Consider the following 15,519-nt stretch of genomic DNA (forward strand, 5'->3'; position numbering starts at 1 on the left):
GAACGCGGAGGGCGCCGACCGCCTGCCGAACCATACCGGGAGCCGAACATGCCGGACAGCCGATCGTCCCAGGCGGTGGGAGGATCCTTCGACGCGCCGGGTCCCGAGCCCTTCAGCTCCCGAGCACGTCGGCTCCCGCGTACGTCAGGTCTCACATGTGTCGGATCCCGCGCACATGGAAACGCCGCGAGCCGCGCCCGGCGGGTGAGGCCCACCGGGCGCGGCTCGTGTGGTTCGGGGTGGTCAGCGCGGGACGGTCAACGCGGTGTGATCATCGTGTGGCGACCGGCGAAATGCGATCGGTACGAAGCGATCGGCGTGGTGTGACCGACGCGGCGACCGAAGAAAGACGATCAGCTGGCGCCACTCAGCAGCTGGATGGGGGCGTCGGCCTCCACGCCCTCATCGAGGTCACCGGGCTGGGCGACCTGGTCGGCGGGCGGCGCCTTGACCGTGACCTTGGAGCCCCAACCGGTGTATCGGGTCTCGACCGAGAGGGTCGTCCCTCCCGGGGCGCCCAGGGCGCCGGCGGAGTAGCTGGTGGTCAGTTTCCTCGCGAGCAGGTCGGAACCGAGAACCAGCTTCCACTGCACCACGGTCTTCGACTGCTTGGCGGTCGGGGGAATGAAGATGCCCGCCCGGAACCACGGTGAGACCTTGTAGAGCTCACCGAAGGTGATCTTCCCCGAGTAGGCGGTCGGACGCTTGACCGTGGCGCGCGCGAGCAGGGCCTTGAGCGTCGCGGGTTCGGCCGGGTTGACAAGCTGGCTCAACCGGCCGTTGTTGCCCAGGATGCCGCTGGGAGTCTTCAGCCACGTTTTGTCGTCGGGCAGGAATTGGCCGAAGATTCCGCCGGAGATGTAGGAGGTGTTCTTGACGCGAATCACCCGCTCGGGCGAGGTCAGCCCGGCCAGAACTTTGGCGTCCTCCTCGCTCAGCTCCTCGGAAATCGCCGCGATGTCGCTCGCCTTGAAGCGCAGTTTGGTGGTCTGGTCGGACGCGTTGATTCCGGAGGCGCCGAACTGGAACACCCCCTTTCGCTGGGCCGTGACCGCGCTGCCGTATGAGGCCCGCACCTTCGTGGTGTCGACGTAGGTGACGCCAAGGCCGCTCTTGAACTGCTTCTTCAGCGCACTGACCGGGTCGGCGGCCTGCGCGTGCGCGGTCGATGCCAGCGCCGGAACGCCCAGCATGGCCGTCGCGGCGCACGCCAGACCGGCGATGTATCGCTTCAAAGGAAGATCCTCCTGATTGATCCCTCCACCCCGCTGGGGAGGGGAAACACATTCTTGCGGGGCAAGATCACGAAATGGTAGCGCATTTGGAGGATCGCCTTGAATTAAACGTGCATATTCGGTGCAGAGGCGTCCTCTGGACCTTTGGGGGCCCTACGGAGACACGGGTCTGTTTCCGGTCGACCACGGACGGTCGGTTTCCTTTTTTCGTGGGTTTTTCGCGGGACCTCGGCCCTCCCGCGCATTCCCGCCGGTTTAACCGGGGCACGGTCGTTCGGGCGGCGGCCGTGGCGCCGTACGAGAAAAAACGATGAAATCGGCGCCGCTGTAATGTGGTTCGCGACGGCCCGCCGACTCCGGCGAGATGTGCCGGTCGCGGTGGCCCGCCGACCCCGGTGAGACGTGGCCGGTTACGCTTCCGACAGTTCCCACGTCGCGAGGGGAGCGCAGACAAGGAGGTCTGGATGGATGCCGTGTCAAGAATCCGCGTCGTCATCGCCAAGCCGGGGCTGGACGGCCACGACAGGGGTGTGAAGATCGTGGCGCGGGCGCTGCGGGACGCCGGGATGGAGGTCGTCTACACCGGCCTGCACCAGACGCCCGAGCAGATCGTGCGCACCGCGATCCAGGAGGACGCCGCGGCGATCGGGCTGTCCATCCTGTCCGGCGCGCACATGACGCTCTTCGCGAAGGTGCTGGAGCTGCTGAAGGAGAACGACGCGAGCGACATCGTCGTGTTCGGCGGCGGGATCATCCCCGAGGACGACATGCCCGCGCTCCAGGAGATGGGCGTCGCACGCGTCTTCACCCCGGGCGCCACCACCCAGGAGATCGTCGACTGGGTGCGCAGCGCGATCCCCTCGCCCGTCTGACATCCCCTTCGGGCCGGTCTCTCGCCACTCCGACGGACCTCTGACAGGTCGCTCGCCGCTCCGGTGAACGATCTCACGGGGCGGCGGCAGGGCCTGTCGGTTCGGCGCTCACAGCGTTCGAGGCGTACGATCTGGAACCCGGTTACCTGGTCATGTCATCAGGCGGGCTAGGCTTCATTGGCGCAAAACCGTCGGGCTCCCCTTGGATCATGGAGTCGGCCCGCTCTCATCTGTACACCAGCCGGACAAGCAAGGACGGACCCTCGTGGACCTGTTCGAACATCAGGCGAAGGAGCTCTTCGCGGAGTACGGCATCCCGGTGCCGCGCGGCGTGGTCGCGCACACCGTGGAGGAGGCACGGGCGGCAGCCGAGGAGCTGACCGGCCGTGTCGTCGTCAAGGCCCAGGTCAAGACCGGTGGTCGCGGCAAGGCCGGTGGCGTGAAGGTCGCCGACGACGCCGCCGACGCCGAGCGGAAGGCCACCGACATCCTCGGCATGGACATCAAGGGCCACACGGTCCACAAGGTCCTGATCGAGGAGGCGAGCGCGATCGCGGAGGAGTACTACTTCTCCTTCCTGCTCGACCGCGCCAACCGTACGTTCCTCGCCATCTGCTCCGCCGCGGGCGGCATGGACATCGAAGAGGTCGCGCACAGCACCCCGGAGAAGGTCGCGAAGATCCCGATCTCCCCCCTGGACGGCGTCGACCGGGCCAAGGCCCGTGAGATCGCCCAGGCCGGCGGGCTGCCGGAGGCCGCGCTCGACGGCTCCGCCGAGCTCATCGAGAAGCTCTGGTGCGCCTTCGTCGACGAGGACGCCTCTCTCGTCGAGGTCAACCCGATGATCCTGTCCGCCGACGGCCAGGTGAAGGCCCTCGACGGCAAGGTCACCCTCGACGACAACGCGGCGTTCCGCCAGACGGACCACGCGGCCTTCGAGGACAAGGCCGCCGAGGACCCGCTGGAGGCCGCGGCCAAGGCCAAGGACCTCAACTACGTCAAGCTCGACGGTTCCGTCGGCATCATCGGCAACGGCGCCGGCCTGGTCATGTCGACCCTGGACGTCGTCGCCTACGCCGGCGAGGCGTTCCCAGGCACGCCCAAGCCCGCCAACTTCCTCGACATCGGCGGCGGCGCCTCGGCCGAGGTGATGGCGGCCGGTCTGGAGATCATCATCTCCGACCCCGCGGTGAAGTCGATCTTCGTCAACGTCTTCGGCGGCATCACCGCCTGTGACGCGGTCGCCAACGGCATCGTCTCGGCCTTCCAGCTGCTGGAGGCCCGGGGCGAGAGCGTGAGCCGCCCGCTCGTCGTCCGCCTGGACGGCAACAACGCCGAACTCGGGCGTCAGATTCTCTCCGACGCGAAGCTCCCCGGCGTCGAACTGGTGGACACCATGGACGATGCGGCCAAGCGCGCCGCCGAACTCGCCGCGGTAGGTGCGTAATGGCCATCTGGCTGAACGAGAACAGCAAGATCATCGTCCAGGGTATGACCGGCGGTGAGGGCACCAAGCACACCCGCCGGATGCTCGCCTCGGGCGCCCGCGTCGTCGGCGGCGTCAACGCCCGCAAGGCCGGCACCGTCCACGAGGGCCTGCCCGTCTTCGGCACCGTCGCGGAGGCGATCAAGGAGACCGGCGCCGACGTGTCGGTCGTCTTCGTGCCCCCGGCGTTCACCAAGGACGCCGTCAAGGAGGCGATCGACGCCGAGATCCCGCTCTGCGTGGTCATCACCGAGGGCGTCCCGATCCACGACACCACCGAGTTCTGGGCGTACGCGGTCGCCAAGGGCGGCAAGACCCGGATCATCGGGCCCAACTGCCCCGGCATCGCCTCGCCCGGCGCCTCGAACGCGGGGATCATCCCGGCCGACATCACCAGCGCGGGCCGCATCGGCCTGGTCTCGAAGTCGGGCACGCTGACGTACCAGCTCATGTACGAGCTGCGCGACATCGGGTTCTCCACCGCGGTCGGCATCGGCGGTGACCCGGTCATCGGCACCACGCACATCGACGCCCTGCAGGCGTTCCAGGACGACCCGGGCACCGAGGCGATCGTGATGATCGGCGAGATCGGCGGCGACGCCGAGGAGCGCGCGGCCGCCTACATCGAGCAGCACGTCACCAAGCCGGTCGTCGCCTACGTGGCGGGCTTCACCGCCCCCGAGGGCAAGACCATGGGCCACGCGGGCGCGATCGTGTCCGGCTCGGCCGGCACCGCCCAGGCGAAGAAGGACGCGCTGGAGAAGGTCGGCGTCCGCGTCGGCAGGACCCCGAGCGAGACCGCCCGCCTGATGCGCGAGGTCGTCAAGTCGCTCTGACGCACGGCTCCGGGGCCACGGCCCCACCCACTTTCAAAGGGCGTCCGGCATCCCGCCGGGCGCCCTTCGCCATGCGGTTTCCGTGTCGGCGTCACCCGGATACCACAGGGGGATCCCGTGACGCGGTGCGCGACACGCGGGCGAGGGAGTCCCTTCCGCACCGAAGATCCTGAGAGCATCGACTACTGTGACGGCCCTTTTCGATCAGCTACGGACGGCTCCCCGTAACGTCCTCAGCCGTATCCCCCTGCCCGGCCTCACGGGTGACGACGACGACGCCCGTCGGCCGCTTCCCGTCTCCGGGATGCTCGCCGCCGCGTGGACCCTCGGCGTGGGGCTGGCGGTGCTCACCACGCTCACCCTGGTCGGCTGGATCGCCGCTCCCCGCGGCGCGCTCGGCGCGGGACTGCCCGCGGTGTTCCGCACCGCGTCGCAGCTCTGGCTCGCCGCGCACCACGCGGGCTTCGCGATCCCCGGCGGCTCGGTGGGCCTGCTTCCGCTCGGGCTGACGATCCTGCCCGCCTTCCTGCTGTACCGCGCCGGGATGTGGATGGCCCGCGACGCGGATCTGCGGCTCCGGCTGCCCGCCAGGCTGCCCAAGAACACCCCGAAGGAGGTGTCCAACGCCCGCCGCAGGGCGCAGCTGGTTCTGATCGCGCAGGCGGGCATCTCGCTGGCGGCGCCGTACGCGCTGCTGGCCGGGCTGATCGCGCTGGTCACCAGGAACGAGATCACCCAGCCCTTCCTCGGCGACGTGCTGGCCAGCCATCTGGTGCTGGCCTTCCTCGCGGGCTCGGTGGCCGTCGCCAGGACGATCGGCCCCTGGCGTTCGATGCTGCGCCTGCTGCCCGAGCGGCTGCGCTCGGTCGTGGCCGGGACGTCCGCCGCGCTGGGGATCATGCTCGTCGCGGGTGCCGTCGTGGTGGTCGGGGCCGTCGTGGTCAACTTCGGGCAGGTGCGGGAGCTCTCCGGGATCCTGGCGCCGGGGTTCGTCGGAGGTGCGCTGCTCCTGCTGGTGCAGGGCCTCTACCTGCTCAACGCCGTCATCTGGGGCCTCGCCTACATCGCGGGTCCGGGGTTCGCGGTCGGCACCGGCACGCTGGTCGCGCCGACGGGCGTGCAGCTCGGCACGGTCCCGAGCCTGCCGATCCTGGGCGCGCTGCCCGAGGCGGGCCCGACGCCGGCCTGGGTGATGATCGTGATCGCGGTGCCTTTCCTGGCCGGGGCCGTGGCGGGTGTCCTGGTCGTCCGGATCTCGCCCTCCCCCTCGTACGAGGGGGCGCCGCTGTGGGGGTTCGCCTGCGGGCTCGCGACAGGGACGGTGGCGGGCCTGCTCGCCGCGCTCTCCGGTGGCTCGCTCGGCGGCGCGCGGCTGGCCGCGCTGGGTCCCTCTGGCTGGGAGGTGATGGTCTCGGTGACCCTGGAGGTGGGCGTCGCGGCCGGGATCGCCGCGGGACTGGCCAACTGGTGGTTGATCTTCCGCGGGCACAACACGGCCGTCACCAAGGCGGCGGCCAAGGTCGGCACCGCCACCGCGCCGGTGCGCAAGGCGGGTGTCAAGATCGCCAAGGCGGCGGCCTCGGCGGCGGGAAAGGTCGGCTTCGCCGAGCCGGAGGAACTCCAGAAACTCCCCGGCTACTGGCTGGACGCCACGGAGTGCGACACCCAGCCGATCCCGGTCATCAGGGACGACTGGGAGGACGAGCACGCCTCGGCCGCGGCGGAGAACCCGCAGAAGGCCCGCCGCCCCGACCCGCCGCGCCCGCCCCGGCGCGACATCGTCGACGAGAGCGACGACAAGGGCGGCCACGTCATCTACGTCGACCCCTACGCCTGGGACCGCGACTGAGGCTCCGCGCCGGCCCGGGCCGAGCGATGGATCCAAGCCGGTCAGGGAGACGCCGGTGAAGCTCTGGGCGGGTCAGAGCCGGGCGATGAGAGCCGAGCAGGTCCGAGCCCGGTCCGAGCCGGTCAGGGAGGCGCCGGGAGAAGCCTCGCGCCGAACAGGGGCCGACGGATCCAAGCCGGTCAGAGTCGCGCCGGGTGAAGTCCCGTGCCGGTCAGGACCGGGCGATGAGAGCCGCGCCGGTCAGGGCGGGAAGGGGAAGCGCACCTGGCCGGGCTCCAGGAAGGGCAGCTTCTTCTCCATCGCCCGTTCGAGCTGCTCCACGCACTCGTTCTGCGCCGCCACGGTGCCCGCGCCCCTGCCGCACTCGGTGTAGGCGGCCAGCTCGTCACCGAAGTAGAACTGCAGCGACGTCACTGCGATCGAGATCAGCAACGCCGTGGCCGACAGCACGACGCCCACCACGGCGGTGCCCGCCGGCTTGGGGATGGCGCGGAGCGTCCTGATCGCGCGGATCGAGGTGGCGAGGGCGAAGATCGCCATGACGATTCCCGCGAGGGGGAGTAGCAGCGTCATCACCGCCGCGGCGACCGCGAGCCACAGCGCCCTGCGACCGGCGCTCTCAGTGGGCCGGACCTCGACCGGTGGTGTCACCTGACCTCCTTGCGTTGTTCGTACGGACAGGCCGATACCCTTGCAGCGGCGTGAGTCCCCGTCCGAATGGAGTGCGTCGGTGTCATCCCAGGCCGTTCGGCTTGTGGTTCTCGTGTCCGGTTCTGGAACCAACCTACAGGCCCTGCTGGACGCTGTGGCAGACGAGACCTACGGTGCCCGGATCGTGGCCGTGGGCGCCGATCGCGGCGGTATCGAGGGGTTGACCCGTGCGGAGCGCGCGGGGGTGCCGACCTTCGTGGAGAGGCTGGCCGATCATCCCACCCGCGAGGAGTGGGACAACGGGCTCGCCGCCCGGATCGCCGAGTACCGGCCGGACCTCGTGGTCTGCGCGGGATTCATGAAGATCCTCGGCGCGCCGACGCTGAACGCCTTCCCGGTCCTCAACACCCATCCCGCCCTGCTGCCCTCCTTCCCCGGCGCGCACGGCGTCCGTGACGCACTCTCGTACGGCGTGCGCGTCACCGGCTGCACCGTGATGCTCGCCGACGCGGGCGTCGACACCGGGCCGATCATCGCCCAGGAGGCCGTGCCCGTGCTGGACGGCGACGACGAGCCGACCCTGCACGAGCGCATCAAGACCGTCGAGCGTCATCTGCTCGTCGACACCGTCGGCCGGATGGCCCGCGAGGGCTGGACCGTCACCGGCAGGATTGTTCGATTCGGACGACCCGGCGGATGAGCCGGGTTCCCGGGGGAAACCCGGAACCAACCACGAGGAGCATGAAGTGACCCGCATCGCCATCCGGCGCGCGTTGATCGCGGTGTATGACAAGAGCGGGCTGGAGGAGCTGGCCCGTGGGCTCGACGCCGCGGGTGTGGAGATCGTCTCCACCGGGGGCACAGCCGCGAAGATCGCCTCCTTCGGCGTCCCCGTCACTCCTGTCGAGTCGCTGACCGGCTTCCCCGAGTGCCTCGACGGCCGGGTCAAGACGCTGCACCCGCGCGTGCACGCCGGGCTGCTCGCCGACAGCGGCAACCCGTCGCACACCAAGCAGCTCGAAGAGCTGGAGATCGAGCCGTTCGAGCTGGTGGTGGTGAACCTCTACCCGTTCGAGGAGACCGTGGCCTCCGGCGCCTCCGACGCCGAGTGCGTGGAGCAGATCGACATCGGCGGCCCCGCGATGATCCGGGCCGGGGCGAAGAACCACGGCACCGCCGCGGTGGTCGTCGACCCCGCCTTCTACGGTGAGGTGCTCGCCGCGATCGCCGACGGAGGCTTCACCCTCGCCGAGCGCCGCCGCCTGGCCGCCGCCGCTTACGCCCACACCGCCGCCTACGACACCGCGGTGGCCTCCTGGTTCGCGAGCGTCTACGCCGCCGAGGAGGGGGCGTGGCCGCGTTACATGGGCGCGGCCTGGGAGCTGCGGTCGTCGCTGCGCTACGGCGAGAACCCGCACCAGGGTGCCGCCCTGTACTCGGGGCAGAAGGACGGCCTGGCCAACGCCGAGCAGCTGCACGGCAAGGAGATGTCCTACAACAACTACCTCGACGCCGACGCCGCGTGGCGGGCCGCGTGGGACTTCGACGCGCCCGCCGTGGCGATCATCAAGCACCAGAACCCGTGCGGCATCGCGATCGGCGCGGACGTCGCCGAGGCGCACCGCAAGGCCCACGCCTGCGACCCCGTCTCGGCGTACGGCGGGGTGATCGCGGTCAACGCGGAGGTGACCGGGGAGCTGGCCCGGCAGATCGCCGAGGTGTTCACCGAGGTCGTGGTGGCGCCCTCCTTCACGGCGGAGGCGCTGGAGGTGCTCACCGCCAAGAAGAACATCCGGCTGCTGTCCTGCCCCGCGGGACCGTCCAACCCGGCGGAGTTCCGCCGGATCGACGGCGGCCTGCTGGTGCAGACCGCCGACCGGGTCGACGCCCCGGGCGACGATCCGTCCAACTGGGAGCTGAAGGCCGGACCCGCCGCCTCCGCGGAGGTGCTCGCCGACCTCGCCTTCGCCTGGCGGGCGTGCCGCTCGGTGAAGTCCAACGCGATCCTGCTCGCCTCGGACGGCGCGTCGGTGGGTGTCGGCATGGGTCAGGTCAACCGGGTCGACTCGGCGCGGCTCGCGGTCTCCCGGGCGGGCGAGCGAACTTCAGGGGCCGCCGCGGCCTCCGACGCGTTCTTCCCCTTCCCCGACGGTCTGCAGATCCTCATCGACGCGGGTGTGAAGGCGGTCGTGGAACCGGGCGGTTCGATCAGGGACGAGGAGGTCGTCGCGGCCGCCGAGGCGGCCGGGGTGACCCTCTACTTCACCGGAACCCGCCATTTCTTCCACTGACCCGCTCCCGCTGCGCGGCCGTCGCGACGACTGTGGCGGCTGCGCACAGGAGATAGGAAAGTGGCGGATTAGACAGGACCACCTGGATGAAAAAGCTTTGACCTGCGGTTAGTCTGAAGCATCCCTTTCGTCACAGTCGTGGAGCCTCCTCATGCCATTGCTCGACCACGCCCTGTACGCCTTTGTGATCATGCATGGTGTCTGGATCAGCCCCTGGATGATGATCATCCTCGCGCTCGGCGCGGCCTACCTCAGCGGGCGGGCGATGGAGTGGATCCCCTTCACCCGCAGGATCATCGAGCGTAAGGAGGCGAGGGAGGCGGAGCGCGGCTGACCCCGCGATCTCGGGCCCTTCTCCCTCGGGGACGCGGAGCAGGCCCCGGCGACGCCTGACGGTCATGGCGGCGCCTGGCAGCACGGGCGGCGCCTGACGGTACGGGTGGCGCCTGACAGCGCGGGCGACACCGAATGTCTCGGGCAGGACCGGATCATCCGGACCCGCCCGAGACATTCGGCTCGCTCGTTCGCGAGACCTTGCTCACCGGACCCGCCCGACACTCACCGGACCCGCCCGACCCATTCGGTGCGCCCGTCCATGAGACCTTGCTCACAGAACCCGCGGCCACAGGGCCTCGCTCACGAGGCCCTGCGGTTCGCTGTGGTGGACGACGCGGTCTGAGGCTCGGGAGCGCCGGCCGCGCGCTGCGGCGGCACCACGGGGGTGGGCCTGACCAGTCCCAGGGCGACGACCTCGTTCGCCAGCCTGGTGCGCCGGTTGGTGCCCTCCGGGATCCGGAACTTCTGGTAGAGGCGCAGGAGGTGCTGTTTGACAGCCGCCTCCGTCACCACCAGATCGTCGGCGATCTCCCTGGCCGTGGCCGGCGCGACGAACGCCTCGTCCGACAGCGCCGGACGGCACAGTGACGTCAGGACATCAACCTCCCGCCTGGTCAGCTCCGGCGCCGCGGCGCGGCGGAGCTCGATCTCCGGGGCGAAGTCCTCGCGTGGCACTCCGCCGATCCTGCCTCGTGCCGCACCGAAGGACACCACGTCACCGTCGTCAAGCACCCTCCGGGCGATCGGCCGACCGTTGACCCGAGTGCCGTTGCGGGACAGGCCCAGGTCAACGACGTACAGGTAGGGTCCGCGCCGGACGAATTCCGCGTGCAGCCGGGAAACACTCGGATCGGTGAGCCGGATGTCCACTCCCCGGCCACGTCCGATCGTCGTGATCTCGGGGCGCAACGGGACCACCTCGCCTGTGTCCTCGATGCGTATGAACGGCCCCTCCACGGCAGTTCCTCCCCAGGTAGCCCGCCGTAACTATTCCTACAGCTCCGGCTTACCCAGACGAGGTGATGGGGAATCGCCTTTGCCAGAAGGAGAATCCCACGTGAAATTGGCGTGCACCTCTCGGGAGGGTTTCCGCTGCTCACAGGTAGACTTCGGGCACAGATAAGCGGAGGAAACACTTATGGCGGACAAACCCACCAAAGGTCTCGCCGATGTCGTAGCCGCATCCACAGCGCTCAGTGACATCGACGGTCAGGCCGGTCGCCTCTTCTATCGTGGCTACGACATCCACGATCTGGCGGGCCGCACCACCTTCGAAGAGACCGCCCACCTGCTCCAGTACGGCACCCTCCCCACCCGGGACCAGCTGGCGGCGTACGGCGAGGAGCTGGTTCGAGGGCGCACGCTCGGCGCGCTCGTCGAGGCCAACATCCCGGAGATCGCGGAGAAGCAGGCCCCCATGGAGGCGCTGCGCACGCTGGTCTCGCTGGCCGGAGGCGACGATCCCGACAAGGACACCAACGACCCCGAGGCGAACCTGCGCAAGGCCGCCAGGCTGACCGCGCAGCAGCCGATCCTCGTCGCCCGCTACCACGCGGCCAGGACGGGCACCACCGTTCCCGACGCGGACCCCGAGCTGAGCGTGGCCGCGAACTTCCTCCTCCAGATCACCGGCCGTACCCCCGGTGAGCGCGAGGTCGAGATCTTCGACGCCTGCCTGGTCCTGCACGCCGACCACACGATGAACGCCTCCACGTTCGCCGCCCGCGTCTGCGCCGCGACCCTGTCCGACATGCACTCGGCCGTGGTGGCGGCGATCGGCACCCTCAAGGGCCCCCTGCACGGCGGCGCCAACGAGCAGGTCATGCGCACCCTGGAGTCGCTCGACGCGGGTGCCGTCGCCCAGGCCGTACGGGACAGGCTCTCCGCGGGAGAGAAGATCATGGGCTTCGGGCACCGCGTCTACAAGACCGAGGACCCGCGGGCCACGCACCTGCGCAGGATGTCGCGGGAGCTCGGCGAGGCGTCCGGCGACGACACGTACTACCGGATGTCCAAGGAGATGGAGGAGGTCGTCTTCGAGACGAAGGGCCTCTACCCGAACGTCGACTTCTACGCGGCGACCGTCTACCACTATCTCGGCATCCCGACGGACCTGTTCACTCCCGTCTTCTCCGTGAGCCGCATGTCAGGATGGACCGCGCACGTCATCGAGCAGCACGCCGACAACCGGCTGATCCGTCCGGACAGCGAGTACATCGGCGAGCGTGACCAGAAGTGGAAGCCGATCACCGAGCGATGAGCCGGGATCAGGTGATCAGGGATCGTATGACCTGGAATCAGAGGAAATGGGATCATGCGCACCGGGATCATGTGACCCCGAATCAGAAGAACCGGGATCGGACAGGTCGGAATCGATGAGTCGGAGGCGAGAGCGAGTGATGGGCCGGTGAACGCGCGAGCGGTGAACGCGAACGAGGAGCGCTGGGGCGCGTACCCACTGGTGGCGGTCGGCGCGGTCGCCGCCATTGTCTTCGCGGTGCTGCTTGACATGCCCGAGTGGGGCGGTTTCGCCCTGGGTGCCGTCATGACGCTGGGGGCGCTGGCCAGGCTGGCCGGAGGCGGGCGGCTCGCCGTGCGCCGCAAGGCGACCGACGTCCTCACCCTCGCGGGTCTCGGAATCGCGCTCATGGTGGGCGGGCTGATCCTCGAATATCCGGCGCTCATGCCGATGCGATAGGTCGGAGGAACGGGTGCGTCGCCAGGCGACGGGCCCGGTCCGATAGCCTCAACGGCCAGTGAGCCTCAAAAAGGACTGTCTGGCCAAATTAGTTCAGAAGGGGAACCACACGCATGCCCAAGATCAAGGTAGAGGGCCCCGTCGTCGAGCTTGACGGCGACGAGATGACCCGGATCATCTGGCAGTTCATCAAGGACCAGCTGATCCTTCCCTACCTCGACGTCGACCTGAAGTACTACGACCTCGGGATCGAGCACCGCGACGCCACCGACGACCAGGTGACGATCGACGCCGCGAACGCGATCAAGCAGTACGGCGTCGGCGTCAAGTGCGCCACGATCACCCCTGACGAGGCTCGGGTGGAGGAGTTCGGCCTCAAGAAGATGTGGAAGTCCCCGAACGGGACCATCCGCAACATTCTCGGCGGTGTCATCTTCCGTGAGCCGATCATCATGTCCAACGTGCCGAGGCTCGTTCCCGGCTGGACCAAGCCGATCATCATCGGCCGTCACGCGTTCGGCGACCAGTACCGCGCCACCGACCTGAAGATCCCCGGCGAGGGCAGCCTCACCCTCACCTACACCCCCAAGGACGGCTCGGAGCCGATCGAGCTCGACGTCTACGACTTCCCCGGCCCCGGCGTCGCGATGGCGATGTACAACCTGGACGAATCGATCCGCGACTTCGCCCGCTCCTCCATGCGGTACGGCCTGTCGCGCGGTTACCCGGTCTACCTCTCCACGAAGAACACGATCATGAAGGTCTACGACGGCCGTTTCAAGGACATCTTCGCCGAGGTCTTCGAGACCGAGTTCAAGGCCGACTTCGACGCCGCCGGCATCACCTACGAGCACCGCCTCATCGACGACATGGTCGCCGCGGCGCTCAAGTGGGAGGGCGGATACGTCTGGGCCGCCAAGAACTACGACGGCGACGTCCAGTCCGACACCGTCGCGCAGGGCTTCGGCTCGCTCGGCCTGATGACCTCGGTCCTGCTCACCCCCGACGGCCGCACCGTCGAGGCCGAGGCCGCCCACGGCACGGTGACCCGCCACTACCGTGAGCACCAGAAGGGCAACCCCACCTCCACGAACCCGATCGCCTCGATCTTCGCGTGGACCCGGGGTCTGCAGCACCGCGGCAAGCTCGACAACAACCCCGCGCTGATCGACTTCGCGGAGAAGCTCGAGCAGGTCTGTGTCGAGACCGTCGAGGGCGGCCAGATGACCAAGGACCTCGCCCTGCTGGTCGGTGGCGACGCCAAGTGGCTGACCACCCAGGACTTCCTGGCGGCCCTGGACGAGAACCTGAAGAAGAAGATGGGCTGACCGGCACCCGACCGGTCTCCGGCGGCACCGGCCCTCACCCGGCCGGCACCGTCGCACGCAGAACCCGCAGAACCCGCAGGACCTGTGGAAAAGGGCCGCCCCACGGCGGCCCTTTTCCCGTTGCGGCCATGGCCCGGCACAGGGGGGCCGGTCACGACGCCGTCGCGGCCCCCAGGACGAGCGAGGCGTCGGCCGGGAGGCCGGGTACGCGGTGCGCCCGTCCGTTGACGGCGTCCACGCGGAAGAAGCCGAGGAGGTCGCCTCCCGCCTTCGCGCTCATCCTCACGACCACCTCGCGGTTGTTCAGCCAGCTCACGACCTCGGCCTCGGCGGGCCGCTTCACCTCGGGAAGCGGGAGCCGTTTGAAGACATCTCGTGATGTGGCGTCGACGATGTGGAGCCGGTGAGGTTTCTCGCTCTTTCCGGCGACGATCGCGGCGGAGTATCTCCCGCTGGGGGAGTCCGACCAGGTCCCGTACCGCTCCCGGAGCCAGGGGGAGATCTTCTCCGCCGGGGACATCTGTTCCGCGGGCAGGGATGTCAGGGTGCCGGTCGTGAAGTCGGTGCGCAGACGCCGCTCGCCGAGGGTGACGGTGAAGTGGCGGCCGTTGGGGGAGACGCTCACCGCGGTGCCGTTCTCGGTGTCGGCGGGAACGAGGACCGGCGACAGATGGCGCTTCACGCCGCTGCCGAGGTCATGGGCGACATAGCGGCGCTCCGCCGCGCTGAGGTAGGCGATGCGGCGCCCGTCGCGGCTGACGGCGGGGACGAGCCGGGGGCGCTCCCCCTCGTCCCCGTGTGCGAGGCGCTGGGCGGCGTCGGGGACGCTCAGCGTCGACTCGCAGGGTTTCCGGCCCTCGCAGGCGTTGGGGCCGGGAGCGGGGCTCTCGGGGCCGCCGGGAGCCAGTGTCAGCGTCCAGCCCGCGCAGGTGACGTCTCCGGCCCGCGCCGGGGGTGCGGCGTCGCCCTCGGGACACGGTGCCGGGACCGCGTAGCGGATCACCGAGGAGGTCCGCGGAGCCTGCCACGGCGCCGGGGCGCCGCCGGGTTCCCCGCCGGCCTGTTCCCGGCCGTCGGGCGCGGAACCGTCCGGCTCCCGGCCGTCGGGCTCGGGGCTGGAGACCGCCCGTACGGGCTCCTGCGCCGCGCGGGCCTGGTTGCGCTCGCCCAGCGCCGAGTTCCACACCTCGCCCTGCTGGAGCACGATGAAGGCGGCGACCAGTCCGACCGGGACGAGCGCGGCGGCCACGGTGAGCAGGATCCCCCTGGCGCGGCGTCGCCTGAGCGTGCGCATGGACCGGGCGGAGAGATCGGGGACGGAGGCCTCACCCGCGGCGTTGGCCATCCTGGTGATCAGGCGGCTCTCACTGCCCTTGGTGAGGGTGTCGACCGCTTCGGCGATCTCCGCCTCCACGGTCTTCTCCGGCAGCCCGAGAAGGGAGGCCATCTCCGCGCGGGACCTGCCGTCGTGCAGGCAGGCGACCACGAGAAGCCGCTGCCGGGGCGGGATCCGTACCAGCGCCGTCGGCCCCGCCGCGCTCGGCCGCTGGAGGAAGCGGCGGTAGAGCGCGATCTGGGCGTGCGTGGTGGGGTTCTCCCACAGCGGCGGCGGCCAGGAGAGGGCGACGGTGTGGAAGGAGCGCAGGGTGAGGCGGATGGCCTGCTCGTGGCTGCCGGTGAGGAGAAGGGCGGTGCCGACGAGGGAACGCTGATCGCGCTGTACGAACTCGCGATAACCGATATATCGGCGCATGGAAGTTTTTGCTCCGGCTTGCCTGAGGGACGTACAACGGTAGCGATCTAAGCGGCTGGAGCGCCAGATTGGGGTTAATGTCGGAAATTGGGTGGGTGGGATGCCCGTTGTTTCTCGGCGTGACACGACCGGAAGACCGGTCGTTCCCGGAAGGAATGTGGGGTCACGTCGGGATAACAGCGGG

14 protein-coding genes are annotated in these 15,519 nt (G+C 69.5%); 10 read left to right on the forward strand and 4 right to left on the reverse strand.

The annotated features are described in order from the left end of the window. Positions 1-353 precede the first annotated feature (353 nt). Positions 354-1,235, reverse strand: a complete 882-nt coding sequence (locus ACFY3V_RS16400; RefSeq protein ID WP_350943420.1) for a hypothetical protein — start codon at positions 1,233-1,235, stop codon at positions 354-356. 464 nt (positions 1,236-1,699) lie between these two features. On the opposite strand from ACFY3V_RS16400, the gene ACFY3V_RS16405 reads away from it, so the two are divergent. From ACFY3V_RS16405 to ACFY3V_RS16420, 4 genes are all read left to right on the forward strand, one after another. Beyond that, positions 1,700-2,107 (forward strand): cobalamin B12-binding domain-containing protein, encoded by a 408-nt coding sequence (locus ACFY3V_RS16405; protein ID WP_350943422.1) that lies wholly within the window; start codon positions 1,700-1,702, stop codon positions 2,105-2,107. Positions 2,108-2,372: 265 nt separating this feature from the next. Next, the gene (sucC, locus tag ACFY3V_RS16410; protein WP_350943424.1) at positions 2,373-3,554 is read left to right on the forward strand and encodes an ADP-forming succinate--CoA ligase subunit beta; all 1,182 of its coding nucleotides are present in this window, start codon (positions 2,373-2,375) and stop codon (positions 3,552-3,554) included. Then, complete coding sequence (sucD, locus tag ACFY3V_RS16415; protein WP_350943426.1) at positions 3,554-4,429, forward strand: succinate--CoA ligase subunit alpha; 876 nt, start codon at positions 3,554-3,556, stop codon at positions 4,427-4,429. The genes sucC and sucD overlap by 1 nt, the downstream gene beginning before the upstream one ends. Before the next feature lie 187 nt (positions 4,430-4,616). Further along, on the forward strand, positions 4,617-6,278 hold the full coding sequence (locus ACFY3V_RS16420) for a DUF6350 family protein (RefSeq protein WP_362896158.1): 1,662 nt from the start codon (positions 4,617-4,619) through the stop codon (positions 6,276-6,278). 240 nt (positions 6,279-6,518) lie between these two features. Here the strand turns inward: ACFY3V_RS16420 and ACFY3V_RS16425 are convergent, their stop codons facing one another. Beyond that, a complete protein-coding gene (locus tag ACFY3V_RS16425) occupies positions 6,519-6,929 on the reverse strand; it encodes a hypothetical protein (RefSeq protein ID WP_389773992.1) in 411 nt (136 codons plus the stop codon). 79 nt (positions 6,930-7,008) lie between these two features. Here ACFY3V_RS16425 and purN point away from each other — a divergent pair, with 79 nt between their 5' ends. From purN to ACFY3V_RS16440, 3 genes are all read left to right on the forward strand, one after another. Continuing rightward, positions 7,009-7,629 carry a phosphoribosylglycinamide formyltransferase gene (purN, locus tag ACFY3V_RS16430; protein ID WP_362896162.1) on the forward strand — a complete coding sequence of 207 codons (621 nt, stop codon included), beginning with the start codon at positions 7,009-7,011 and terminating at the stop codon, positions 7,627-7,629. 46 nt (positions 7,630-7,675) lie between these two features. Then, positions 7,676-9,220, forward strand: coding sequence for a bifunctional phosphoribosylaminoimidazolecarboxamide formyltransferase/IMP cyclohydrolase (gene purH, locus ACFY3V_RS16435; protein ID WP_362896164.1), 1,545 nt, complete (start codon positions 7,676-7,678; stop codon positions 9,218-9,220). A 151-nt stretch (positions 9,221-9,371) separates the two neighbouring features. After that, on the forward strand, positions 9,372-9,554 hold the full coding sequence (locus ACFY3V_RS16440) for a hypothetical protein (protein ID WP_350943434.1): 183 nt from the start codon (positions 9,372-9,374) through the stop codon (positions 9,552-9,554). Between the two features lie 302 nt (positions 9,555-9,856). On the opposite strand, the gene ACFY3V_RS16445 is transcribed toward ACFY3V_RS16440, so the two are convergent. Further along, positions 9,857-10,513, reverse strand: a complete 657-nt coding sequence (locus tag ACFY3V_RS16445; protein ID WP_350943436.1) for an FHA domain-containing protein — start codon at positions 10,511-10,513, stop codon at positions 9,857-9,859. Positions 10,514-10,694: 181 nt separating this feature from the next. On the opposite strand from ACFY3V_RS16445, the gene ACFY3V_RS16450 reads away from it, so the two are divergent. The 3 genes from ACFY3V_RS16450 (at position 10,695) to ACFY3V_RS16460 (ending at position 13,582) form a co-directional block, all read left to right on the forward strand. Beyond that, complete coding sequence (locus tag ACFY3V_RS16450) at positions 10,695-11,816, forward strand: citrate/2-methylcitrate synthase (protein ID WP_389773997.1); 1,122 nt, start codon at positions 10,695-10,697, stop codon at positions 11,814-11,816. A 147-nt stretch (positions 11,817-11,963) separates the two neighbouring features. After that, the gene (locus ACFY3V_RS16455; protein ID WP_362896168.1) at positions 11,964-12,254 is read left to right on the forward strand and encodes a DUF3017 domain-containing protein; all 291 of its coding nucleotides are present in this window, start codon (positions 11,964-11,966) and stop codon (positions 12,252-12,254) included. A gap of 113 nt (positions 12,255-12,367) precedes the next feature. Next, positions 12,368-13,582, forward strand: coding sequence for an NADP-dependent isocitrate dehydrogenase (locus ACFY3V_RS16460; protein ID WP_350943440.1), 1,215 nt, complete (start codon positions 12,368-12,370; stop codon positions 13,580-13,582). A 151-nt stretch (positions 13,583-13,733) separates the two neighbouring features. Here ACFY3V_RS16460 and ACFY3V_RS16465 read toward each other — a convergent pair whose 3' ends face one another. Further along, the gene (locus tag ACFY3V_RS16465) at positions 13,734-15,335 is read right to left on the reverse strand and encodes a hypothetical protein (protein WP_362896171.1); all 1,602 of its coding nucleotides are present in this window, start codon (positions 15,333-15,335) and stop codon (positions 13,734-13,736) included. Positions 15,336-15,519: the final 184 nt, after the last annotated feature.

This window comes from Streptosporangium sp. NPDC000095 (assembly GCF_042899335.1).
In the GTDB taxonomy this organism is placed as follows: domain Bacteria; phylum Actinomycetota; class Actinomycetes; order Streptosporangiales; family Streptosporangiaceae; genus Streptosporangium.

What these genes read in the sequence shown, in the direction of transcription:
- ACFY3V_RS16405 (WP_350943422.1), top strand. Translation starts at nt 1,700, where the DNA reads ATGGATGCCGTGTCAAGAATCCGCGTCGTCATCGCCAAGCCGGGGCTG.
- sucD (WP_350943426.1), top strand. Translation starts at nt 3,554, where the DNA reads ATGGCCATCTGGCTGAACGAGAACAGCAAGATCATCGTCCAGGGTATG.
- ACFY3V_RS16440 (WP_350943434.1), top strand. Translation starts at nt 9,372, where the DNA reads ATGCCATTGCTCGACCACGCCCTGTACGCCTTTGTGATCATGCATGGT.
- ACFY3V_RS16450 (WP_389773997.1), top strand. Translation starts at nt 10,695, where the DNA reads ATGGCGGACAAACCCACCAAAGGTCTCGCCGATGTCGTAGCCGCATCC.
- ACFY3V_RS16460 (WP_350943440.1), top strand. Translation starts at nt 12,368, where the DNA reads ATGCCCAAGATCAAGGTAGAGGGCCCCGTCGTCGAGCTTGACGGCGAC.
- ACFY3V_RS16465 (WP_362896171.1), bottom strand. Translation starts at nt 15,335, where the DNA reads ATGCGCCGATATATCGGTTATCGCGAGTTCGTACAGCGCGATCAGCGT.